This is a genomic window from Stenotrophomonas maltophilia group sp. Smal32, assembly GCF_030237085.1.
GTDB classification, from domain to species: Bacteria; Pseudomonadota; Gammaproteobacteria; order Xanthomonadales; family Xanthomonadaceae; genus Stenotrophomonas; species Stenotrophomonas maltophilia_Q.
The window spans coordinates 5,181-29,338 of sequence record NZ_JASJSI010000051.1; the positions used below are offsets into that span (position 1 = coordinate 5,181).

The 24,158-nt window shown below is 66.6% G+C and carries 18 protein-coding genes and 1 pseudogene; 14 read left to right on the forward strand and 5 right to left on the reverse strand.

Features of this window, described 5'->3' with window-relative positions; all coding sequences use genetic code 11:
- The first annotated feature begins 325 nt into the window (after positions 1-325).
- The 3 genes from QRO91_RS13385 to QRO91_RS13395 all read left to right on the forward strand — a co-directional run bounded on the left by QRO91_RS13385 (position 326) and on the right by QRO91_RS13395 (position 2,833).
- Entirely contained in the window at positions 326-1,474 is a 1,149-nt protein-coding gene (locus QRO91_RS13385) for a pyridoxal phosphate-dependent aminotransferase (protein WP_285310427.1), read from the forward strand.
- A gap of 14 nt (positions 1,475-1,488) precedes the next feature.
- The gene (locus tag QRO91_RS13390) at positions 1,489-2,295 is read left to right on the forward strand and encodes an amidohydrolase (protein ID WP_285310428.1); all 807 of its coding nucleotides are present in this window, start codon (positions 1,489-1,491) and stop codon (positions 2,293-2,295) included.
- A 103-nt stretch (positions 2,296-2,398) separates the two neighbouring features.
- On the forward strand, positions 2,399-2,833 hold the full coding sequence (locus QRO91_RS13395; protein ID WP_049430579.1) for a hypothetical protein: 435 nt from the start codon (positions 2,399-2,401) through the stop codon (positions 2,831-2,833).
- Here the strand turns inward: QRO91_RS13395 and QRO91_RS13400 are convergent.
- A complete protein-coding gene (locus QRO91_RS13400) occupies positions 2,820-3,950 on the reverse strand; it encodes an MFS transporter (RefSeq protein WP_285310429.1) in 1,131 nt (376 codons plus the stop codon). The two genes, QRO91_RS13395 and QRO91_RS13400, sit on opposite strands and share 14 nt — an antisense overlap.
- A 90-nt stretch (positions 3,951-4,040) precedes the next feature.
- On the opposite strand from QRO91_RS13400, the gene QRO91_RS13405 reads away from it, so the two are divergent.
- On the forward strand, positions 4,041-4,814 hold the full coding sequence (locus tag QRO91_RS13405; protein WP_285310430.1) for a helix-turn-helix transcriptional regulator: 774 nt from the start codon (positions 4,041-4,043) through the stop codon (positions 4,812-4,814).
- 50 nt (positions 4,815-4,864) lie between these two features.
- Here QRO91_RS13405 and QRO91_RS13410 read toward each other — a convergent pair whose 3' ends face one another.
- From QRO91_RS13410 to QRO91_RS13420, 3 genes are read right to left on the reverse strand one after another with little or no spacing between them, the layout of a single operon-like run.
- Entirely contained in the window at positions 4,865-6,502 is a 1,638-nt protein-coding gene (locus tag QRO91_RS13410; RefSeq protein ID WP_197620228.1) for a pseudouridine synthase, read from the reverse strand.
- Positions 6,495-7,370, reverse strand: a complete 876-nt coding sequence (gene scpB / locus QRO91_RS13415; RefSeq protein WP_197620229.1) for an SMC-Scp complex subunit ScpB — start codon at positions 7,368-7,370, stop codon at positions 6,495-6,497. The genes QRO91_RS13410 and scpB overlap by 8 nt, the downstream gene beginning before the upstream one ends.
- Positions 7,371-7,383: 13 nt before the next feature.
- The gene (locus tag QRO91_RS13420) at positions 7,384-8,289 is read right to left on the reverse strand and encodes a ScpA family protein (RefSeq protein WP_049430585.1); all 906 of its coding nucleotides are present in this window, start codon (positions 8,287-8,289) and stop codon (positions 7,384-7,386) included.
- Between the two features lie 374 nt (positions 8,290-8,663).
- On the opposite strand from QRO91_RS13420, the gene QRO91_RS13425 reads away from it, so the two are divergent.
- The 10 genes from QRO91_RS13425 to QRO91_RS13470 all read left to right on the forward strand — a co-directional run bounded on the left by QRO91_RS13425 (position 8,664) and on the right by QRO91_RS13470 (position 22,516).
- Positions 8,664-8,963 carry a YciI family protein gene (locus QRO91_RS13425; protein WP_049430587.1) on the forward strand — a complete coding sequence of 100 codons (300 nt, stop codon included), beginning with the start codon at positions 8,664-8,666 and terminating at the stop codon, positions 8,961-8,963.
- Positions 8,964-8,983: 20 nt separating this feature from the next.
- On the forward strand, positions 8,984-9,235 hold the full coding sequence (locus QRO91_RS13430; RefSeq protein ID WP_197632419.1) for a BolA family transcriptional regulator: 252 nt from the start codon (positions 8,984-8,986) through the stop codon (positions 9,233-9,235).
- Positions 9,236-9,384: 149 nt separating this feature from the next.
- The gene (locus QRO91_RS13435; protein WP_012480808.1) at positions 9,385-10,422 is read left to right on the forward strand and encodes a LacI family DNA-binding transcriptional regulator; all 1,038 of its coding nucleotides are present in this window, start codon (positions 9,385-9,387) and stop codon (positions 10,420-10,422) included.
- A gap of 76 nt (positions 10,423-10,498) precedes the next feature.
- Positions 10,499-13,555 (forward strand): TonB-dependent receptor domain-containing protein, encoded by a 3,057-nt coding sequence (locus QRO91_RS13440; RefSeq protein ID WP_049430593.1) that lies wholly within the window; start codon positions 10,499-10,501, stop codon positions 13,553-13,555.
- A 249-nt stretch (positions 13,556-13,804) separates the two neighbouring features.
- Positions 13,805-15,409 carry a glucoamylase family protein gene (locus QRO91_RS13445; protein ID WP_197650437.1) on the forward strand — a complete coding sequence of 535 codons (1,605 nt, stop codon included), beginning with the start codon at positions 13,805-13,807 and terminating at the stop codon, positions 15,407-15,409.
- Between the two features lie 4 nt (positions 15,410-15,413).
- A complete protein-coding gene (locus QRO91_RS13450; protein ID WP_049430597.1) occupies positions 15,414-16,754 on the forward strand; it encodes a sugar ABC transporter substrate-binding protein in 1,341 nt (446 codons plus the stop codon).
- Positions 16,751-17,632 (forward strand): carbohydrate ABC transporter permease, encoded by an 882-nt coding sequence (locus tag QRO91_RS13455; RefSeq protein WP_005410323.1) that lies wholly within the window; start codon positions 16,751-16,753, stop codon positions 17,630-17,632. The genes QRO91_RS13450 and QRO91_RS13455 overlap by 4 nt, the downstream gene beginning before the upstream one ends.
- Entirely contained in the window at positions 17,629-18,465 is an 837-nt protein-coding gene (locus tag QRO91_RS13460) for a carbohydrate ABC transporter permease (protein WP_049430599.1), read from the forward strand. Before QRO91_RS13455 ends, QRO91_RS13460 begins: the two co-directional genes overlap by 4 nt.
- Positions 18,462-21,629, forward strand: a complete 3,168-nt coding sequence (locus tag QRO91_RS13465; protein ID WP_285310431.1) for a discoidin domain-containing protein — start codon at positions 18,462-18,464, stop codon at positions 21,627-21,629. The genes QRO91_RS13460 and QRO91_RS13465 overlap by 4 nt, the downstream gene beginning before the upstream one ends.
- Before the next feature lie 2 nt (positions 21,630-21,631).
- Positions 21,632-22,516, forward strand: a complete 885-nt coding sequence (locus tag QRO91_RS13470; protein ID WP_049430603.1) for an endonuclease/exonuclease/phosphatase family protein — start codon at positions 21,632-21,634, stop codon at positions 22,514-22,516.
- 163 nt (positions 22,517-22,679) lie between these two features.
- On the opposite strand, the pseudogene QRO91_RS13475 reads toward QRO91_RS13470, so the two are convergent.
- A pseudogene (locus tag QRO91_RS13475) lies at positions 22,680-23,966 on the reverse strand (ribonuclease E/G); the annotation flags it as partial.
- Positions 23,967-24,158: the final 192 nt, after the last annotated feature.

A 24,158-nucleotide genomic window follows, 5' to 3' on the forward strand; every position in this document is an offset into this window, starting at 1 on the left:
CCCAAGTGACCCCCGCGACACCCCGAGGCCTCCGCCGCGGGCAATTACGAATACCCCCCCGCCCAAGCCGGCGTCTACATAGCGGCAAACCCAACGCCGCCTGCCGGCCACATTAGGCGGGTTTTTAAAGTGCGTGGTTTGTACAGCCGGCTCGGGCCCGTAAATTGGACGGGACATTGCTGACCCGGAACCGCCGGGCCAGGCCCGGGGGCCGCAAGAATTAACAAAAGCCCCGCGGGCCAAGCCCGGCCGCTACCGGCTGAACCCACAGTCGCAGCGTGGATTTCGTACACTTCTGGGCCTCGTTCCCCCAGACTCCAGGCCGATGCAACCCAACACCAAGCTGCCCAAGGTCGGTACCACGATCTTCACCGTGATGTCCCAGCTCGCTGCCGAACACGGCGCGGTCAACCTGGGCCAGGGTTTCCCGGACTTTTCCGCGCCGCAGCGCCTGATCGATGAGACCGCCAAGGCGATGGCCACCGGGTTCAACCAGTACCCGCCGATGACCGGCGTGGCGCCGCTGCGCCAGGCCATCGCGCAGAAGGCACTGGACTGCTACGGCGCGCAGGTCGATGCGGACAGCGAGATCACCGTCACCAGTGGCGGTACCGAGGCCATCTTCAACGCCATCCACGCCGTGGTGCGTGCCGGCGAAGAAGTGATCGTGCTCGACCCGGCCTATGACTGCTATGAACCGGCGATCGACCTGGCCGGTGCCAGGGCCGTGCATGTGTCGCTGGATCCGCAGACCTTCGCCGTTGACTGGGACCGCGTGCGTGCGGCGATCACCCCGCGCACCCGCATGCTGATCGTCAACACCCCGCACAACCCGTCCGGTGCGATGCTGTCGGCGCAGGACATGCAGGCGCTGGCCGAACTGCTGCGCGACACGCAGATCTACCTGATTTCCGATGAAGTGTATGAGCACATCATCTATGACGGCCGTCGCCATGAATCGGCGCTGCGCTACCCGGAACTGCGCGAACGCGCGTTCGTCATTTCCAGCTTCGGCAAGACCTACCACTGCACCGGCTGGAAGATCGGCTATGCAATCGCGCCGCCGGCGCTGACCGCCGAGTTCCGCAAGGTGCACCAGTACAACACCTTCACCAGCTTCGGCCCGGCGCAGTACGGTTTCGCCGCGATGATCCGCGACGAGCCGGAACACCATCTGGAGCTGGGCGCGTTCTACCAGGCCAAGCGCGACCGTTTCCGCGAGCAGCTGGCCAGCACCCGCCTGAAGGCGCTGCCGGTGCCGGGCGGCTATTTCCAGCTGGTCGACTACTCGGCCATCAGTGACCTGCCGGACCACGAATTCGTGAAGTGGCTGACCATCGAGAAGGGCGTCACTGCCATCCCACTGTCGCCGTTCTACGAGAATCCGCCGGCCGGCCAGCGCCTGGTGCGCCTGTGCTTCGCCAAGAACGAAGCGACCATGGACGCGGCGATCGAACGCCTGCGCCTGCTGTGAGCGGATCAGTGACCATGCAGGACCTGCGCATTTCCCTCGTCCAGGGCGACACCCGCTGGCATGACCCGGCGGGCAACCGCGCCTACTACGGCGCGCTGCTGGCACCGCTGGCCGGCACCACCGATCTGGTGATCCTGCCGGAGACATTCACCAGTGGCTTCTCCAACGACGCCATCGCCCAGGCCGAAGGCATGGACGGCCCGACCGTGGCCTGGGTGCGCGAGCAGGCACGGGCATTGAATGCGGCGGTGATCGGCAGCGTGCAGTTGCGCGATGGTGAAGGCGTCTACAACCGCCTGCTGTTTGCCACGCCTGATGGCGGGCTGCGGTACTACGACAAGCGCCACCTGTTCCGCTACGGTGGCGAGCACGAACGTTATGCTGCTGGCCGTGAGCGCCTGAGCGTGGAATGGAAAGGCTGGCGGATCAATCCACAGGTCTGCTACGACCTGCGTTTCCCGGTGTTCTGCCGCAACCGCTACAACGTCGAGCGTCCCGGGCAATTGGACTTCGACCTGCAGATCTTCGTCGCCAACTGGCCGTCGGCACGCGCCTACGCGTGGAAGACCCTGTTGCGTGCACGGGCGATCGAGAACCTGTGCTTCGTGGCGGCGGTGAACCGCGTCGGTGTCGACGGCAACCAGCTGCATTACGCCGGCGACAGCGCGGTGCTGGATTTCCTTGGCCAGCCGCAGGTGGAAATCCGTGAGCGGGAACAGGTGGTCACCACCACCATTTCGGCCGAGGCGCTGGCCGCACATCGCGCGCGCTTCCCGGCCATGCTTGACGCCGATGCTTTCCACTTCGACGAGCAGGCCTGAACGACGGCCTGAACGCTGCCGCACCAGCGCGCGCGCCTGCATCCAACCTGCACGCGCGCGCTGCTAGATTCGCCACCAGTCCGACCGAACTGGAAGTCCTGCCATGAACAAGTCCTTCGCACTGCTGCTGGCCCTGTCCGCCGCATCGTTGGCGCCGGCCGCACAGGCTGCCGGCAACCTCGATTGCGAGCTGCGTTACAACCTGTCCGGTTGGTCGCTGATCTACAAGACCGCATCCGGCAATGGCACGGTCACCTGCAGCAATGGCGCCAGCATGCCGGTGCGCATCGAGATGAAGGGCGGCGGCCTGACGGTCGGCAAGTCGAAGATCACCAATGGCCGCGGCAGCTTCACCGGCGCCGTGAGCGTCAACGAGCTGCTGGGCACTTACGCGTCGGTCGGCGCGCATGCTGGTGCGGTGAAGTCCAGCAATGCGCAGGTTATGACCAAGGGCGATATTTCGCTGGCCCTGTCCGGCACCGGCAAGGGCTGGGATCTGGGCGTGGACGGCGCCGCCTTCACCATCAGCCGGCGCTGAGCCGTGCCGGCCGCTGCAGCCACAGGGCCAGCAGGCCGCACAGGATGAGGGTCGGTGCCAGCAGTTGCAGTGCACCGACCACGGCCATCGCTGCGCCGATCAGCAGGTAGTAGAGCAGGCCGAACAGGGCGCCTGCGCTGCCCAGGCAGTGCGGGTATCCGCGCAGGGCCTGGCCCAGCACATTGGGAATGGCCAGGCCGAAACCGGCCACCACCGGTACCATCGCCGCGACCAGTGCCGGTTGATTGCGCAGCAATGCAGCCAACAGCCCGCCGGCCAGCACCAGTCCCGCGGCGAGCCGGATGCGCGTGGCCGAGGCAATGCCTGCGCGCAGCAGGCGAGCATTGCCCCATGCACCCAGCGCCGAGCCCAGTGCCAGCACCGCGCCGCTGGCACCGAACCAGGCCAGCGGCCAGTGCAGGCGTTCGAACACGAACGGGCCCAACGCGTACCAGCTGTACATGGCCACGTTGAACGCCATCACCAGCAGCGCCTGTGACCAGATCCAGCGATCACGCAGCAGCTGCCCCAACAGTGGCTGGAGGTGTTTTTGCAGGAGTTGGGCTGGGGGGATCTCGTGCTGGCGGGATGGCCATCCGAGAATCAGCTTTATGACGTTCAGCAGCAGGCCGGCCTGCACGCCGGCATAGCCATGGCGGTCCACCAGCAGCACGCCCAGTGCCAGCCCGATCGCCGGGCTCAAGGCCAACGCCATGCCGATCCATGAGAACGCCTGCTCCAACGCGGGACCCTTCAGGCGGTCGCGCAGTACGGTCTGGGTTACCACCGAGGCCGCCGCCGCACCCAGCGCGGCCAGTGCCTGGGCCAGCAGGACGTGGCCGAACGTGCTGGCCAGCAGGCCGCCGCAGGCCGCCAGTGCGAACACAGCCAGACCGCAGAGCAGGGCAGGGCGACGGCCGATATGGTCGGCCAGCCGCCCCCATAGCAGGACACCGGCGGCGAAACCGAACAGGTACAGGCTCATGGCCTGGCTGGCGGCGGCAGGGGGCAGTGCGAAGCGCCCGGCGAGGTCGGCCAGGGCAGGGCTGTACAGGGTCTGCGCAAGCTGGGGGAACATCAGCAGCGCGATGGTAAGCAACAACAGGCGACGCGACATGCGGGCGCTCCGCAAACAGGGCCGCGCATTGTGGTGGCGCGTGCAATGGCGCACTCTCTCTATCCTGTCATTGAATGTATGAAATCGGACATGGCCTGGTTGCAACCGGACGCGTATTTCGACGCCGATGCCTGGAGCGCTCCAGTGCTGGGGATCGCGGCCTCATTGGCAGATCACGACTCGGGTTGGCACCAGCATGCACGTGCGCAATTGCTGTACACCCGGCAGGGCTGTACGCGCCTCACCTACGGTGATCGCATCAGCCTGCTACCACCCGCCCGCGCGGCGTGGATTCCGGGCGGGCTGCGCCATCGCGCGCAGATGCGCCAGGCGGTCGACTACCGTTCGTTGTACTTCAACGCCACCCTGTCGGCCCAGCTGCCCCGGCAGCCGGCGATCATCGGCGTGGGGCCGCTGCTGCAGGCCTTGCTGGAACCGATCGCGCAGGCACCGTTCGACCATGACTGGCGGGCACCGCACGCGCACCATCAACTGGCGCTGTGCGTGCTGGAGATCGCTGCTGCACCGGTGGCGCCGATGGACCTGCCTCTGCCGCGTGATCCACGGATCGCACGTTGCCTGCCGCTGGCCGAGCAGTTGCCGCCCGAACTGGGCGAGCTCGCCGCGCGTGCGGGCCTGAGCGTGCGCACGGTCGGCCGGTTGATGCAACGCGATACCGGCATGGGCTATCAGGCCTGGCGCCAGCAATGGCGACTGATGCGGGCCATGGAGTTGCTGCTGCTCGGCAATCGCGTCGCGCATGTGGCGCAGGACACTGGCTTCTCCGCCGAGAGTCCGTTCATCGCCTTCTTCCGCAGCATGACCGGCACCACACCTGCCGCCTTCCAGCGCCACGCTCTTTAAAGAAAAACCCCGGCCTGCGCCGGGGTTTTTCATTTCATGCGTGCCAGCGATCAGCCGCCGCGCGGGCCGCTGCGGCGCGGGCCGCCCGGACCGCGGTTGCCGCCGGGGCCACCCGGGCCACGGTTGCCACCCGGACCGCCGGGGCCGCGATTGCCGCCCGGGCCACGGTTGTTGCCACCGCCCGGACCGCGACCGCCCGGACGGGCGCCGTGTGCCGGCTTGGGGCTGCCATACGGGTTGAAGCCCGGGGTGGCGTGGTCGGACGGGAAGCTCGGGGCGTTGCCCGGATGGCCGTACGGGTGCTTGTTGCCCTGGCCCTGCGAGCGGTTGCCGCTACCGGCCGGACGGCCCTGGCCGCCTGCGCCGCCACGGCCTTCACCGCCAAAACCGCCACGGCCCTGGCCGCCACCGGCGCCAGCGCCCGGACCCTTCGGCTTGCCGTACGGACGGCCCTGGCCGCCCGCGCCCGGACCACGGGCACCCGGGCCACGTGCGCCCGGACCGGCGTTGCGATGGCCGCTCGGGCCGGTGCTCACGCCGTCCGGCACGTACCAGGTGCGGAACGCGGCCGGGTTGCCTTCCGGCAGCGAGCGGTCGTTCTTTGGTGCGCGCTGCTTGAACGGTTTCTGCGACTGCTTGGCCGCCGCTTCACCGCTGACGGTCAGGCCGCCCTTGAAGCCGCCGCCCTTGCCGCCGCGACCACGGCCGCGGTCTTCGCGGACGTTGTCGAAACGACGCAGCTCGCGGCCTTCATCGGCCGTGTTGTGGCCATTGACGTAGGCATTGCCACGGCCACCTTCGCGCACGCGCACGGTGGTCTTGGCGGCGCGGCGCTGGCCGATCACCGGCTGCAGGGTCAGCGCCGACGGCGCGCCTTCTTCCAGCTTCAGCTGCGCACGCAGGGCTTCCACCTGGGTGGTGCCCAGTTCCACCGAATGGCCACGGGCCAGTTCGCGCGGCAGGCTCACCTTGCCGTAGCGGGTGCGCTTCAGGCGGCTGACCTGGCAGCCCTGCGATTCCCACAGGCGGCGCACTTCGCGGTTGCGGCCTTCCTTCACCACGACGCGGAACCAGTCGTGTGAATCGGTACCGCCGATGCGTTCGATCTCGTCGAACTTGGCCGGGCCGTCTTCCAGCGCCACGCCGCGGGCGAGGCGGTCGACGATGGCGTCGGAGACCTTCTCCTCGCCTTCCGGGGCACGCACGCGCACCACGTACTCGCGCTCGACCTCGAACGACGGGTGCATCATGGCGTTGGCCAGTTCACCGTCGGTGGTGGCCAGCAGCAGGCCGGTGGTGTTGATGTCCAGGCGGCCGATCGCGATCCAGCGCGCGCCCTTCAGCGGCGGCAGCGACTCGAACACGGTCGGGCGGCCTTCGGGGTCTTCGCGGGTGGTCACTTCGCCTTCCGGCTTGTTGTAGACCAGCACGCGCGACGGTTCGGCCAGGGCGGTGGCGACGAAGCCGCGGCCATCCAGCTCGATCTTGTCGCCGCTCTTGACCGACATGCCGGTCTGCGCGACTTCACCGTTGACCTTGACCAGGCCTTCGGCGATGCGCTGTTCCAGCGCGCGGCGCGAACCCAGGCCAGCCTGGGCCAGCACCTTGTGCAGGCGCTCTTCCAGCTTGAACTGTTCGGATGTGGCTTCACGCTTGAGCGAGAGCTTGTTACGGGGGGTGTCACTCATCAGTTTTGCTCCGGCCGACGGTTTCGAGGTCGGCCTCTGGTTCGGAATCGGCTTGGTCAACAGCCACGGTCGTCATCGCGACGGCGTTGTCTTCGCGTTCGTTCAGGGTCACCGCGCGCTCGCCCGGCGCGGAATCGGGGTGCCCATCATCGAGGGGCGAAGGTGCTTGCTCATCGGAAGCCGACGCAGACGCTGCATCGGCGGAATCGGGGGTGTCGCTGCCGGCCAGGCCGGTGTCATCGTTCGCGGCAGCGCCATCGGCGCGAGCCGAAATGTCTGGACCGTCGGCACTGGCGGCGGCCGGTGCATCACGGTCCAGGGCCAGCTGCGGTTCCAGCTCGCCCAGGTCCTTCAGTTCCGACAGCGGCGGCAGCTCGTCCAGGCGCTTCAGGCCGAAGTAGTCCAGGAAGCCCTTGGTGGTGCCGAACAGCGCCGGCTTGCCGGGCACATCGCGGTGACCGACCACGCGGATCCACTCGCGTTCTTCCAGCGCCTGGATGATGTTGCTGCTGACCGCCACGCCGCGCACCTGCTCGATCTCGCCACGGGTGATCGGCTGCCGGTAGGCAATCAGCGCCAGGGTTTCCAGGGTGGCACGGGTGTAGCGGGTCTTGCGTTCGGTCCACAGCCGGCTGATCCAGCCATGCACTTCGCCGGTCACCTGGTAGCGGAAGCCGGAGGCGACCTCGACCAGTTCCACGCCACGGCCTTCGCAGGCTTCGCGCAGGCGCTCAAGCGCACGTTCGATGCTGCCCGGCGGTGCCGGCTCCTCTTCCGGGAACAGGTCTTTCAGCTGGGCCAGGGTGAGCGGCTGGCTGGAGGCCAGCAGGGCGCCCTCGACTATGCGGTTGATCAGCGTTTGGTCCATCGGCAGTCAGCGCTCACTCGTTCTCGTTGGCGGCGTCGTTGTCGTCGAACTCGCTGCTGAACTGCAGCGGGGCATTGGTGTTGCCGGCGGCCAGGGACTTCACGTAGATCGGCGCCAGCGGTTCTTCCTGGACGATGTCCAGTAGCTGTTCCTTGGCCAGTTCCAGCACCGCCAGGAACGTGACCAGCACGCCCAGCTTGCCTTCTTCAGCAGTGAACAGCCCTTCAAAACGATAGAACTTGCCGTCTTCCAGACGACCCAGTACGTCGCCCATGCGCTGGCGCACACTCAGCGCCTCGCGCTTGATGGCGTGGCCGCTGAACAGCTCGGCGCGCTTGAGCACGTCGTGCAGGGCCAGCAGCATTTCCTTCAGGTCGACCGGTGGCGGCAGCTTCACCGCAGCGCGGTCGGGCATGAAGGCATGGGCCACGCTGGTGTCGCGGTCCTGGCGGGGCAGGGCGTCGATGTCCTCGGCAGCCTGCTTGAAGCGTTCGTACTCCTGCAGCCGGCGCACCAGCTCGGCGCGCGGATCGGCCTCATCGCCGTCTTCGCTGACCGGGCGCGGCAGCAGCATGCGTGACTTCACTTCGGCCAGGATCGCGGCCATCACCAGGTACTCGGCGGCCAGCTCGAAGCGCAGCTCGCGCATCACGGTGATGTATTCCACGTACTGCCGGGTGATCTCGGCCACGGGAATGTCCAGTACGTCCAGGTTCTGGCGGCGGATCAGGTACAGCAGCAGGTCCAGCGGGCCTTCGAAGGCATCCAGGATGACTTCCAGCGCATCCGGGGGAATGTACAGGTCCTGCGGAATCTGCAGGACCGGTTGCCCATGCACCACGGCCAGCGGCATTTCCTGCTGCTGGGGGGCGGGCGGCCGGGTTGGCGGGTTCGCGTCGAGCGCGAGTTCGGAAGTCATCTAATGGACATCAGGATTGCAACGGACCAGTCGCGGCACCGGGTTCGCCGGGCCAGGGCCACGGAGCCCCAGGGCACCAGACACGCCGGGATCGGCGCGATTCCACACATATCAAACAGCAGGACGCGCCGCAGGAAACGGCAGCGACGGAACTACGGGGAGGTCGTCTACGTGGCCCGGCCAGGTGGGCCGGTTTGAAGCAGCGGGACGGTCGTCGGGGGCTGCGTTGGCCGCAAAAACCGACGGGCTGCTGCATCCAGCCACGTGCAATGGAGCCTAGGGTAAGCCTTTGTCGCGCCAGTGTCCAGCCGGGCCGGGGCGGGGGCCGCATTGGCTAGAATCTGCGCACCCGACAACGCAAGCGAGGAAATGCCGTGTGGTATGTGATTGAAGGCTATGACGGCCAGGATGTGCTGGCGCAGCGGCTGCAGGCGCGGCCGGAACACCTGGCGCGCCTGCACGCGCTGCGCGACGAAGGCCGCCTGCTGCTGGCCGGGCCGTGCCCGGCAGTGGACAGCGAGGACCCGGGCCCGGCCGGTTTCAGTGGTTCGGTGGTGATCGCGCAGTTCGAGTCGGTCGTGCAGGCCCAGGCCTGGGCCGATGCCGACCCTTACGTCGCCGCGGGCGTCTACACCCATGTACAGGTGCGTCCGTTCCGCAAGGTCCTGCCGTGAACGCGGAGCGGATCGAGCGGATGCGTGACGCACTGCAACAGGCGCTGGCCCCCAGCGTGCTGGAAATCGAAGACGACAGCCATCGGCATGCCGGCCACGCGGGTGCGAGGGATGGCCGCGGTCACTTCAACCTGCATATCGTCAGCGAACGCTTCGCGGGACTGGGTCCGCTGGCCCGGCATCGCGCTGTCTATGCCGCGCTGGGGGTGATGATGGAGACCGACATCCACGCGCTGTCCATTCGCGCATTGACCCCGTCAGAACAGGGCTGAGCCCTTGTCCCACGCTGTCCTGGCGGGTCCCTCTGCGGGCCTGCCACAGACAGATTTCCATGTCCATTTCAGGACATTCGCCTAACGGACTGTTTACAAGCCCAGATGGAAACGCTTACATTCCGCGCCAATGCTGGTAGGTCCAAGCCGTGGAGGGCGGCTTCGTGAACAAGGCAGCTATCACAATCAAAGACGTCGCACGCGAAGCCCGGGTCTCCGTGGCCACGGTTTCCCGCGCGCTCAACGGGCATGAAAATGTCGCCGAACCGGTCCGCCAGCTTGTGCTGGAGGTGGCCGCACGGCTGCGTTACACCCCGCACGCCGCCGCCCGCAGCCTGAGCAGCCGCCGCACCAATACGGTGGGCGTGGTGCTGCCTGACCTGTACGGCGAATTCTTCTCCGAGCTGATGCGCGGCATCGACAACGTCGCCCGCAACCGCCGCCAGCACCTGCTGGTGTCCAGCTACCACGGTGACCAGGAACAGCAGGGCGCGGCCCTGCGTGCCATGCGCGGCCGCGTCGACGGCCTGCTGGTGCTTTCGCCCTATGCCGAGAGCCCCGGCTTCCTGACCGACAACCTGCCGCAGTCGTTGCCGACGGTGCTGATCAACACCTATCTGCCCGGGCAGGACCACCCGGTGCTGAGCATCGATGACCATGCCGGTGCGATGGCGATGACCCGCCATCTGCTCGATGCCGGTCACCGCCGCATCGCTTTCATTTCTGGCCCGGACCTCAACTTCGACGCGCGCGAGCGCCTGCGCGGCTTCCGTGACGCGCTGGCGGCTTTCGGCAGTGACGCCGAAGGCATCGAGCTGCCCGGTGATTTCGACGAAGCTTCCGGCCATCGCGCCGGTCAGGAGTTGCTGGCAGCCGGAGCGCTGCCCGATGCCGTGTTTGCCGCCAACGACATGATGGCCCTGGGGTGCCTGTATGCCTTCACGCAGGCAGGGGTCCATGTGCCGTCCGATGTCGCCCTGGCGGGTTTCGATGACATTCCACTGGCGCGTTTCGTCCACCCGTCGCTGACCACCATGCAGGTCAGCATCGCCGAGCTCGGCGATCGGGCCATGACGCGCCTGATGCAGTTGATGGACGGCACCTCCACGGATGGGACAGGGGACAAGCAGACCCTGGTTCCCCGCTTGATAGTTCGCGATTCCACCACTCCGCCATCGGGCCGTTGAAGCCAGAGGCGTTCCTTCTTTTTTGATTGATCGCAGGGACCGCGCGAGCGGTCACCGCCACCCGGAGATTGAGTTGATGATGCATACCACCTTCCGCACGCCGGCGCGCCGGCTGCTGAGCACCGCACTGGTCAGCTGCCTGATGCTGGCCGCTGCTCCGAACGTCATGGCGCAGTCGGCCAACGCCAGCCTGCGCGGCCAGGTTGCCGGCGCCCAGGCTGGCTCTGAAGTCACCGCCACCAACGTGGCCACTGGTACCGTCCGTCGCGGCACCGTCCGTGCCGATGGCAGCTACTCGCTGATGGGCCTGGACCCGGGCACCTACGACGTGGTCGCCAACGGCCAGTCGCAGAAGGTCACCGTCACCGTGGCTTCGACCGCCACCCTGAACTTTGCCGGTGCCGCCAGCAGCACGCCGGGTTCGACCGCGGCGACCAACCTGGACACTGTCAACGTCGTCGCGCCGACCCTGCTGCAGGAAGTGCGCACGTCCGAAGTCGGCAAGACCGTCAGCCTGCAGCAGATCCAGACCACCCCGCAGGTCTCGCGCAACTTCCTGGAGTTCGCTGACGCGGTGCCGGGCATGATCTTCACCCGCGACGCCAAGGGCAACACCTCGCTGCGCGGCGGTGCCACCAACTCCGACGGCACCAACGTCTACATCGACGGTGTGGGCCAGAAGAGCTACGTCAAGGGCGGCGGCGTGGCCGGCCAGTCCGGCAGTGCCGGTAACCCGTTCCCGCAGCTGGCCATCGGCGAGTACAAGGTCATCACCGGCAACTACAAGGCCGAGTACGGCCAGGTGTCCAGTGCAGCGGTCACGGCCGCGACCAAGTCGGGTACCAACGAGTTCAAGGGTGAAACCTTCTACCGTTATACCAACGACAGCATGCGCGCGATGACCCCGGCCGAGCGTCAGCCGGGCAAGGGCAAGGAGGATTCTGCCGAGAAGGAATACGGCTTCGCCCTGGGCGGCCCGATCGTCAAGGACAAGGCCCACTTCTTCGTGACCTATGAAGCCAAGCGCTTCGATCTGCCGGTGACCATCGCACCGCATGGTGCGGTGACCAACAAGGCCAACCGCGTCCCGGCTGATGCCCAGGCCGGCCTGGGCCCGGCCAGCCAGCCGTTCCAGCAGGACCTGATCTTCGCCAAGGTCGACTTCGAGCCGACCGACAACGATCGCCTGGAACTGACCTTCCAGGACCGCGATGAAACCCAGCAGCAGTTCTCGGACCAGACCGCGCCGATGCACGGCAAGGAAACCAAGAACACCGACCGTCGTTACGCGCTGCGCTGGAACCACAGCGGTGAGCGTTACTACAACGAGCTGATGGTGACCCACGAGGATTCGTTCAACAATCCCAAGCCGCTGAGCATGGGCAACGGTTTCAACTACACCGCGCCGGACGGCAAGAGCGAGGAGCGCGCCATCGTCTCGATCGGTGGTTCCTCGGCGATGTCGTCGCAGGTAAAGGGCCAGAAGGGCTGGTCGATCGAAGACAACCTGACCCTGGACGGTATCGAGTGGGCTGGCGACCACACCATCAAGATGGGCGCCAAGTACAAGCAGATCGACCTGTACGCCTCCGATGCGGCGCAGATCAATCCGCAGTTCTATTACACCATCGACAACCCGGCCTTCCCTGACAGCATCCCGTACAAGGCGCAGTTCGTGAAGCCGGTCACCGGCGTGTCCGGCGTGTCGGGTGAAGTGCGTTCGAAGGTCAAGCAGATCGGCCTGTTCATCCAGGACGATTGGCAGGTCAACGACCACCTGCAGCTGAACCTCGGCCTGCGTTGGGACTACGAGAAGAACCCGTCCTATCTGGACTTCGTGACCCCGCCGGAAGTGGTCAATGCGCTGTTCGCGCAGGATCCGCGTGCCGCCGCTGGCCAGAGCTACGCCGACACGCTGGCGCTGAGCGGCCTGAACATCAACGATTACATCAGCAACGGCCACAACCGCAAGGCATTCAAGAATGCCTGGCAGCCGCGCCTGGGTTTCTCGTATGACATCAATGCCGACGAGCAGCACGTGATCCACGGTGGTGCCGGCCGTTCCTACGACCGTGACCTGTTCGACTACCTGCAGCTGGAAACCACCAAGCTGGCCCTGCCGCAGCCGACCATCTACTTCCGCAACCCAGCCACCGGCCAGTGCTTCCAGGGCAACGCCGCCTGCTATGACTGGAATCCGAACCTGCTCAACGGTATCGGCAACCTGCAGAGTCTGGTCGGTTCGACCAGCAACGCCGGCCTGGAAGTCGACCTGCTGAACAACAATCTCAAGGTGCCCTACGCTGACCAGTTCAGCCTGGGCATGAGCAACCAGATCGGTGACTGGCTGACCGACGCCACCATCGCGCGCACGCTGACCTACGATGGCTTTGCCTTCACCCTGGGTAACCGCTACCCGACCGGCAACTTCTTCGATGACCCGCGCCTGTGCGGTGGCACCGAGGCCGGCCTGAGCCAGGCGTGGAGCTGCAACGTGCCGGGCTTCGGCAGCCTGATCATCGGCCAGCAGGGCATCAAGACCCGTGCGACCCAGATCCTGTTGTCGGCGCAGAAGCCGTTCACCCAGGAAAGCGGCTGGGGCACCTCCATCGCCTATACCTGGACCACCGCCCGCCACAACCGTGACATCAACGAGCACTACGCGTTCGACCGTGGCGTGATCGGTGACTACCCGACCATCCGCTCCAACGGCGCGCCGCGTCACCGCCTGGTGGTGACCGGTTCGTATGCGGGCTTCTGGGGCATCACCTTCGGTGGCAAGATCACCCTGGCCACCCCGACCGCGATCAACGACTGGTACGGCGTGCCGCAGGCCAATGGCTTCGACCTGCCGACCCCGATGGCGGCGGTTCCGGGTGGCAACGGCAAGTTCCTGCTGGGTGGCAAGATCTTCGGTTATCGCTCGGTCGACCTGCAGGCGACGAAGACGTTCAAGATGCCGGGCGATACCGAGCTGTATGCGCGTATCGACATCATCAACGTGTTCAACTTCGACAATTTCTCGAACTACAACTACTACAAGAATGGCAAGTTGACCGCGAGCTACAACGAGACCGGCGACATCGTCGGTACGCCGCGCCAGGTCAAGGCCGAAGTGGGCTTCCGCTTCTAAGCCCGGATGTAGATGCACGACCCAGATGCCGCCGGTTCGCCGGCGGCATCGATCGCGTGAAAACGGCAATGGCCGGCTCCGTGCCGGTCCATTGCCCACGCCGCTGCCGGCCAGGGGGCAGCGGCGTGGGCAATGATCGCGGTGTCAGGCCACGATGTTCGTGGTTTTTTAAGAACGCACCTTGTAAACGATTTCAGATCATTGGACGTTATGCTTTCCCATCGATCAGACCACCGGAGGAACCGCGCCATGCAGGCACGCCATCTGTTGTCCGCCGCAGCGTTGAGCCTGGCCGTGGCCGCCTGCCAGCCGGCCCAGCAGGAGCCTGCCAAGCCGCGCCCACCGGTGATCCTGATCGAGGCCGACGCACCACCGCGGCCCATGAAACCTGAGCTGCCGCCGCTGTTCGATGACATCGAGCGCCGCACCTTCCAGTTCTTCTGGGACACCACCAACGAGATCAACGGGCTGACCCCGGACCGCTATCCGTCGCGGCCGTTCGCCAGCATCGCCTCGGTTGGGTTCGCACTGACTGCCTATCCGATCGGCATCGAGAACGGCTGGGTCAGCCGCAACCAGGCGATCGACCGCACCCTGACCACGCTGAAGTTCTTCCGCGACGTGCCGATGGGCCCGCAGCGTTCCGGCAAGGCCGGCTACAAGGGTTTCTACTACCACTTCCTGGACATGCAGGAAGGTCGTCGCTACGACAGCTGGGTCGAACTGTCCTCGGTGGATACGGCGCTGCTGATGATGGGCGTGCTGTTCGCGCAGTCGTACTACGACGGAGACGATCCGCGCGAGAAGGAGATCCGCCAGATCGCCGACACCCTGTACAAGAAGGTCGACTGGCCCTGGCTGCAGCAGCGTGCGCCGCTGATCTCGATGGGCTGGTTCCCCGAGAGTGGCTTCATCGACCATGACTGGATGGGCTACAACGAGGCGATGATGGTCTACATCCTCGCCCTGGGGTCGCCGACGCACCCGGTCAGCCCGGACGCGTGGACGGTCTGGACGCGTACCTATGACAACGACTGGGGTGTCTACCAGGGCCAGGAATACCTGTCCTTCGGCCCGCTGTTCGGCCACCAGTACAGCCACGTCTGGATCGACTTCCGCGACATCCAGGACGCGTACATGCGCGAGCGCGGCAGCACCTACTTCCTCAACAGCCGCTCGGCCGCGCTGGCCCAGCGCGAATACGCCATCGCCAACCCGATGCAGTGGAAGGATTACGGCGAGAACGTGTGGGGCCTGACCGCCAGCGATGGCCCGCAGAACACCACGCAGGAGTATCGTGGCGAGCAGCGCCAGTTCCGCCATTACTCTTCGCGCGGCGCCGGCCTGCGCGAGAACTTCGATGACGGCACCATCGCGCCGACTGCCGCGATCGCGTCGGTGGTGTTCGCGCCGGAACAGGTGATCCCGGCCACGCTGGAGATGCACAAGCGATACGGCGACTACATCTATTCCAGCTACGGCTTCCTGGATTCGTTCAACCCCAGCTTCAACTACGACATCCCGATCAAGACCGGCCGCGTGGTGCCTGATCGCGGCTGGGTCGCCAGCGACTACATCGCCATCGACCAGGGCCCGATCCTGACCATGATCGCCAACTACCGCAACGACTTCGTCTGGGAAGTGATGAAGAAGAACCCGTACATCCGCAAGGGGTTGGAGCGGGCCGGATTCAGTGGTGGCTGGCTGGCGCCGGAGGGGTCGTTCCAGCCGCTGGAACTGCAGAAAGACGAAAAGGCCGCGGCGGCACGCGCGGTGGGTATCGCCGAATCACGCGCGGCTGCCGCGCAGGAACAGAAGAACAATGCCAACCGCACCACAGGCCAGGGCAAGTAACCCGATGCCGAACTGGATCGACCGCCTGCGCCGCTGGACGCTGCCCGCCCTGGCCGCATTGGCCGTGGCCGGCTGCGCCCGTACCGAACCGGGCACCACTACCGTGCGCTTCTGGGCGATGGGCCGCGAAGCCGAGGTGGTCAGCGAGCTGATCCATGAGTTCGAAGCCGAAAACCCCGGCATCAAGGTGGACGTGCAGAACATCCCGTGGACCGCCGCGCACGAGAAGCTGCTGACCGCGTTCGCCGCCGATGGCCTGCCGGATGTCTGCCAGCTCGGCAACACCTGGGTGCCGGAGTTTGCCGAGCTCGATGCGCTGACCCCGTTGCAGCCGTTCGTCGATCATTCGGCCGTGGTCGATGAGAAGGATTATTTCCAGGGCATCTGGGATACCAACGTGATCCACGGCGAGCTGGTCGGTGTGCCGTGGTATGTCGACACCCGCCTGATCTACTACCGCAAGGACCTGCTGGCCAAGGCCGGCTACGACCACCCACCGCGCACGTGGCAGGAATGGGACGAGCAGATGGCGGCGATCAAGCGCATGCAGGGCCCGAACCGCTATGCGGTGCTGATGCCGATCAACGAATTCGAGCAGCAGCTGTCGCTGGCGCTGCAGCAGCCCGACCCGCTGCTGCGCGACGACGACACCCGCGGCAACTTCGCCAGCCCGGGCTTCCGCCGCACGCTGGCCTTCTACGCCAACATGTTCGAGCAGGGCTGGGCGCCGAAGATGTCCGAGACGCAGATCTCCAACGTCTGGGACGAGTTCTTCCGTGGCTTCAACGTGTTCTACATTTCCGGCCCCTGGAACATCCGCGAGTTCAAGAAGCTGCAGCCCAAGGAACTGGAAGGGCAGTGGGGCACGGCCGCGCTGCCGGGGCCGGACGGCCCAGGGGCCGGCATCGCCGGAGGCACCAGCCTGGTGATCTTCCGCAAGTCGCAGCAGAAGGAAGCGTCGTGGAAGCTGATCGAGTTCCTGTCGCGCCCGCAGATCCAGGCACGTTTCCATTCGATCATCGGCGACCTGCCGCCACGTCGCAGCACCTGGAGCGCGCCGTCGCTGGCCAACGATCCACTGGCCGCAGCGTTCCGTGACCAGCTGGAGCGGGTCAAGCCGACGCCGAAGGTGCTCGAATGGGAGCGCATCGTGCAGGAAATGCGCATCGTCACCGAGAAGGTGGTGCGTGGTGGTCTGCCGCAGGACAAGGCCGTCGAAGAACTCGACCAGCGCGTGGACAAGGTGCTGGCCAAGCGCCGCTGGATGCATGAACAACAACGCCTGCAGCAGCGCGTATCGTCGCCGCGATCCAGCAGTGCCGTCGCCGCCGGGAGCGCGCAATGAAACGTACTTCGCTTGCCGGCTGGATCTTCGCCGGCCCCTCGCTGATCGTGCTGGGCGTGTTCTTCGGCCTGCCGGTGGCCTCGGCGCTGGCGCTGAGCGTGACCGACTTCGACCTGTATGCACTGGCCGACAGCAGCAACCTGCGCTTTGTCGGGCTGGGCAACTACATCGACCTGCTGCAGACGCCGATGTTCTGGAAGTCGCTGTGGAATACCACCTACTTCGTGTTGATCGGCGTACCGTTGTCGATCGGCGTGTCGCTGGGCGCAGCGATGCTGCTCAATGCGCCGGCCGCACGCTTCAAGGCACTGTTCCGCACCGCACTGTTCGCGCCGGTGGTGACCACGCTGGTGGCGGTGGCGGTGATCTGGCGCTACCTGTTCCATACCAGCTACGGTCTGGTGAACTACGGGCTGGGCCATCTGGGCATCAGCCCGATCGACTGGCTGGGTGATCCCAACTGGGCGATGCCGACCATCATGCTGTTCGCGGTATGGAAGAACTTCGGCTACAACATGGTGATCTTCCTGGCCGGCCTGCAGGCGATCCCGCATGACCTGTACGAGGCCGCGCGCATCGATGGCGCCTCGCGCTGGAAGCAGTTCCTGCACATCACCCTGCCGATGCTCGGCCCGGTGCTGCTGGTGGTCGGGGTGATCACCGTGTCCGGCTACTTCCAGCTGTTCGCCGAACCGTACGTGATGACCCGCGGCGACCCACTGCAGAGCACCGTCAGCGTGCTGTATTTCATGTTCGAGGAAGGCTTCAAGTGGTGGAACCTGGGACGCGCCTCGGCTGTGGCGTTCCTGCTGTTCCTGATCATCCTGGCGGTGACCACCGTAATGCTGCGTTTCGGCCGCAAGAGGCAGTTGGTATGAGTCGTGAAATCGGCCAGTCGCGCTGGTACCCGTGGATGATCAATGGCGCGTTGCTGGTGCTGGCCCTGGTCAGCCTGGCGCCGCTGCTGTGGATGGTGTCGGTCTCGTTCATGCCGCAGGGCGAGGCCAGCCATTTCCCGCCGCCGCTGCTGCCTTCCAGCGTCACCACGCACAACTACCATGAGCTGTTCGCGCGCACCGGCATGGGCGGCAACTTCGCCAACAGCCTGCTGGTGTCGCTCGGCATCACGGTCGGTTCGCTGCTGCTCAATACCATGGCCGGCTATGCCTTCGCCAAGCTCAACTTCGTCGGCCGCGAGCGCCTGTTCCAGGTGCTGATGGCGGCGCTGGTGATTCCGGCGCAGGTGGCCATGCTGCCGCTGTTCCTGCTGATGAAGCAGCTGGGGCTGGTCAACAGCTTCGGTGGCGTGATCGTGCCGGCGCTGGCCAGCGTGTTCGGCATCTTCCTGGTGCGCCAGTACGCGCGTTCGATTCCGGACGAACTGCTGGAGGCGGCGCGCATCGACGGGGCAGGGGAGCTGCGTATCTTCTTCCAGATCGTGCTGCCGATGCTCAAGCCGGTGCTGGTGACCCTGGCGATCTTCACCTTCATGGGCGCATGGAACGATTTCATGTGGCCGCTGATCGTGTTGACCGACCAGGAGCACTACACTTTGCCGGTGGCGCTGGCCACCCTCTCGCGCGAGCACATCATGGACGTGGAAATGATGATGGCTGGCGCGGTGGTCACCGTGGTCCCGGTGCTGGCGCTGTTCCTGGTGCTGCAGCGGTACTACATCCAAGGTCTGTTGCTGGGGAGCGTCAAGGGATGAAGCGAGCGATCGCCGTTGGACTGGGCCTGTTGTGGACCTCCCTGGCGATCGCCGCACCCCCGGCGCTGCCGGCACCGAAGGTGCTGGACGACTTCGACGACATCGCGGCCTGGAAGTTGGTGCTGTCCGACCAGGTCAGCGGTTCGCTGCGTCCGGTCAGCGGCGCCGGCGGTGGCCGCGCGCTGTGCCTGGACTACGATTTCCACGATGTCTCCGGCTACGTCGGCATCCGTCGTGCGCTGAACATCGAGTACCCGGTCAATTACCGCTTCGGCTTCCAGCTGCGCGGTGATTCGCCGGGCAACGACCTGCAGTTCAAGCTGATCGACGCCAGCGGCGACAACGTCTGGTGGGTCAACCGTCCCGGCTACAGCTTCCCCAGGGCATGGACGCCGGTCGAGTACCGGCGTCGGCAGATTGACAAGGCGTGGGGGCCGTCGCCCGGGAAGGACATGGCGAGCAGCGCCGCCGTCGAATTCACCATCTACAGCAAGGTCGGCGGCCGCGGCACGGTGTGCTTCGACAAGCTGACCCTGCAGGGCCTGCCGCCGCAGGATGATTCGGCGCTGGTGCCGTCGGTGATCGCCGATACCGCCACCGCGCTGCAGGACCGCATGATCGATGGCAAGAGCGATACGTTCTGGATCAGCGGTGGCGTCAAGCAGCAGACCATCAGCCTGGACCTGCACAAGAGCCGCGAGATCGGCGGTGCGGTGATCGACTGGCTGCCGAATCTGGAAGCGCGCCGCTACACCGTGCGTACCTCGGAAGATGGCCGCGACTGGCGCACTGTGCGCGAGGTGACCAGCGGCGCCGGTGGCCGTGACTGGCTGGCGCTGCCGGATACCGATGCACGCTACGTGCGCTTCGATCTGCAGGATGGCCCGAACTGGCGTTACGGCATCCGTGACATCGCACTGAAGCCGCTGGCGTTCGCCGCCACGCCCAATGCCTTCCTGTCCTCGGTGGCCGCCGATCTGCCGCGTGGCTCGCTGCCGCGTGCCTATGTGGGCGAACAGCCGTACTGGACCCTGCTCGGCCTTGATGGCGGCCAGGAACAGGCGCTGATCAGCGAAGATGGCGCGCTGGAGCCGGCCAAGGGCAGCTTCAGCATCGAGCCGTTCATCCGCCTCGATGGCAAGCTGCTGGACTGGTCAAAGGTCGCGATCACCCAGTCGCTGCAGGATCACTACCTGCCGATCGCCAATGTCGACTGGGTGCATGAAAAGGCCGGCCTGGCGGTGACCGGTTTCGTGCAGGGCACACCGGAGCGTGCGCAGCTGATCGGCCGCTACCGGCTGAGCAATCCGGACAAGGTCGCACACGAGTACACCCTGGCACTGGCGATCCGGCCGTGGCAGGTCAATCCGCCCACGCAGTTCCTCAATACCGTCGGTGGCTTCAGCCGCATCGATGCACTGGATGTCGGCGAGCAGCTGGTGCGGGTCAACGGCGAGCCGCGCATCTACCCGCTGCAGGTTCCGGATGCGCGCTTTGCCAGCACGTTCGATGGCAAGCTCGATGCGATGCATCTGGCGGACGGCAAGTACCCGGCAGCCACCGCAGTGAAGGACAGCACCGGCATGGCGTCGGGCGCGTTGATCTACACGATCAAGCTCGAGCCCGGCCAGAGCCGCGAGGTGGCGGTGGTACTGCCGCAGACCGGTGGCTGGGCGCCGAAGGCGCTGGACGTGGCCAAGGCGCAGGCGCAGGTGACCGAGCAGTGGCGGCAGAAGCTGGGCGTGGTCTCGCTGCAGGTGCCCGCTGCGGGCCAGCCGCTGGTCGACACCCTGCGCACGGCAGTCGCGCACATGCTGATCTCGCGCGTCGGGCCGCGCCTGCAGCCGGGCACGCGTTCCTATGCCCGCAGCTGGATCCGCGATGGCGCGATGATTTCCGAGGGCCTGCTGCGCATGGGGCGCAGCGATGCGGTGCGTGACTACATCAACTGGTATGCGCCGTACCAGTTCGAGAACGGCAAGGTGCCGTGCTGCGTCGACGCGCGCGGCAGCGACCCGGTGCCGGAGAACGACAGCCACGGTGAGCTGATCTACAGCATCGCCGAGTACGGGCGCTATACCGGCGACAGCACCTTCACCGAGCTGATGTGGCCGCACGTGCAGGGCGCTTACACCTACATGGAGCAGCTGCGCGCCAGCGAGCGCACCGAAGAGAACCGCGCGCGCAACCCGGCCTTCTACGGGATGATGCCGGCCTCGATCAGCCACGAAGGCTATTCGGCCAAGCCGATGCATTCGTACTGGGACAACTTCTGGGCGCTGCGCGGCTACAAGGACGCGGCGCTGCTTGCGACCCAGCTGGGCAAGGTCGAGGCGATGCAGATCGCTGAATCGCGTGACCAGTTCCGTGATGACCTGCAGGCATCGCTGCTGTCGGCGATGCAGCAGCACACCATCGACTACCTGCCGGGCTCGGCCGAACTGGGCGATTTCGATGCGACCTCGACCACCATCGCGCTGGCGCCGGGCGGCGAGCAGGGCCGACTGCCGCAGCAGGCGCTGGAGGCGACCTTCGAGCGCTACTGGAAGGAGTTCGTGGCCCGTCGCGATGGCAAGCGGGAGTGGAAGGACTACACCCCGTACGAGTGGCGCAACGTGGCCGCTTTCGTGCGCCTGGGCTGGCGTGACCGCGCCTGGCAGGCCACCGAATTCTTCTTCAAGGACCGTGCGCCGCAGGCCTGGAACCAGTGGGCCGAAGTGGTCTCGCGCACCCCGCGCAAGCCGTTCTTCGTCGGCGACCTGCCGCACGCGTGGGTGGCCTCGGATTTCGTGCGTTCGGCGCTGGACATGTTCGCTTACAACCGCGACATGGACGATGCGCTGGTGCTGGCCGCTGGCGTGCCGAGCGCGTGGCTGCAGGGCGAGGGCATCGCCGTTCAGGGCCTGCGCACGCCGCAGGGCCAGCTCAATTACCGCCTGCAGCGCAGCGACAAGCAGCTGGTGCTGGAGATACAGCCGGGCCTGCTGCCACCGGTCGGTGGCGTGGTGTTGCCGTGGCCGTACGCCGGCGATCCGGGCGAGGCGACCATCAACGGTGAAGCGGCCGAATGGGTCAACAAGGAACTGCACGTGCACCAGCTGCCGGCGCGGGTCGAGATCGATGTACCGGGCGCGGTGCGCCGCGCCGAGCGCAAGGGGCAGTAACGATGAAGCAGCAAGGGGCAGGGGTGCGCACGACCGTGCGTGCCCTGGGGCTGGCAATTGCATTGGCATTGCCGGGTGCGCTGATGGCGGCCGAGCCGGCCACCGCGACAGCGGCTGACGTTGCCTCCGCGCCAGGCATGAGCATGGTCACCTTCAACCTGCATCATGACCGCGAAGACTGGCCGAGCCGGCGCCGCACGATCCTGGCCGAGCTCAAGCGCCTGCAGCCGGATGCGGTTGCCCTGCAGGAGGTGATCCAGCGCCGCAACGTGCGCAACCAGGCGCAGTGGCTGGCAAGCCAGCTCGGCTACAAGTACGTGTTCGTGTCCACCGATCCGGTGGGCGCGCCCAAGCGCTATGGCAATGCACTGCTGACCCGGCGACCGATCCTTGCCCACGGCGATCATCTGCTGCAGCCGTTGGACGACTACCGCACGGTTGCTCACCTGCGCATCGACGTCGACGGCACGCCAGTGAACGTCTACGCCACGCATCTCAACGAGCGCAGTGACGAGAGCGGGCAACGCATCCGCCGCAGCCAGGTCGAGGACCTGCTGCGCTTCATCGCTGCGACGTCGGCTGGTGCTCCGGTGGTGATCGCCGGCGACTTCAATGCACTGGTGGATGCCGGCGACCTGAGCGAGCTGCGCAGCCACTACGGCGACAGCTACGGCAGCGTGCACGTGAACACCGACCTTGCCGGGGTCAGTACGCTCAATCGCCACTACTACCAGGCGCCCTCCCGGATCGACCACATCTTCTTCCAGCAGGACGAGATGGTTGCGCGCGAGGCGAAGATCCTGTTCGACCAGCCCGACGACAGCGGTCGCTGGGCCTCGGACCATTACGGCGTGTGGACCCGCCTGCAGTTCGCGCCGAAACCCTGAGCAAACCTGCTTCGGTAGGTGCCAACCTTGATTGGCACGGACGTATCCGCGTGCGTTGAATCAACGCCGCCGACCAACGTCGGCAACCACCACGGCACGGCACAAACAGAAACGGCGGGGATCATCGATCCCCGCCGTTTCGTTTCAGGCGATCAAAGATTGATCAGTTCGCCGGCGGCGTGCGCTTGGCGGCCTCTTCATCTTCTTCGTCGGCCTTGGCTTCGGCCGCCTGGGCGGCAGCGTCGGTGTGGCCGTCGGCGACCGGGTCGATCGACGGCGTCACCACCGCTTCGGCGACCGGGGCGGCGGCTTCGACCGGCGCGGCTTCCACCGCCACCGGCGCGACCGGCTGTTCGGCGACCACGACGGGCTCGGCGACCGGCTTGGCTTCAACCACCGGAGCAGCCTCAACGATCTCCGGCTTGGCTTCTACCACCGGAGCGGTTTCGGTAACGGCCGGCTTGGCTTCAGCCACCGGTACAACCTCGACTGCCGCCGGCTTGGCCTCGATCACCGGAGCGACTTCCGCAGCCGGGGCTGCTTCAACCGCGACCGGCTTTGCTTCGACCGCCGGAGCAGCAGCGGCCACCGGCTGCGCCGGGGTTGCTGCGTCGATGGCATCGAGCATGCTGGTCTGCACCGGCGAGGACACCGGCTCTGCCTTGGCTGCGGTTTCGACCGGCGCCGGCACTTCGGCGGTGATCGGTGCGGCAGCCTCGACCACGGCGCTGCTCACCACCGCGACCGGCGCGGCGACAACAGCGGCGGCAGCGCGGGCCGGCTTCTCGGCTTCGACAGCGACCGGTTCGGCTTCGTCATCGAAATCGAACTCCGGCTGCGAACGGGTCGGCTGTGCGGCGGCGGCCGGCGCAGTGCCGGCAGGGTTGTCGATGTTCGGCTCAGCGCCATCGGCGTCATCACCGTCATCACCATCGTCCTGGTCATCACTCAGGGAATCGCTGCCGGCGGCGTTCTCGGCGCCACCGCGACGACGACGACGGCCACCACGACGGCCACGGCGACGGCGGGTCGCGCCTTCGCCTGCCTGCTCGCCATTGGGGTCGGTTGCAGCCTCTTCACCGGCAACCGCAATCACCTCGGCCTCGCTGGCAGCGTTGGCAGCGGTCTCGACCGGTGCTGCGGCGTCCACCGGAGCGGCGGCCAGCGGCACAACCGGCGCAACCGGGGCAGTGGCTTCCTGCGCGGTCACCACATTGGCGGCGACGGCGGTGGCGGCCACGGCTGCTGCCGCGGTCACGGCTTCGGCCGGTGCATCGGCGGCGTTGCGCTGCGGCTTCTCGGCCGGCTTGTCACCGTCCTGCTGCTGCGGACGCGGCTGCTTGGGCTGCTTCAGCTTCGGCTGCTGCTGGTTCTGGCCCTGCTGCTCGTTGCGCGACTTGTTCTGCTGCTGCGGCTGCTGCTGGCCAAACGTATTGTTTCCCTGCTGGGGGGGGGGGGGGGGGGGGGGGGGGGGGGGGGGGGGGGGGGGGGGGGGGGGGGGGGGGGGGGGGGGGCGCGGGGGGGGGGGGGGGGGGGGGGGGGGGGGGGGGGGGGGGGGGGGGGGGGGGGGGGGGGGGGGGGGGGGGGGGGGGGGGGGGGGGGGGGGGGGGGGGGGGGGGGGGGGGGGGGGGGGGGGGGGGGG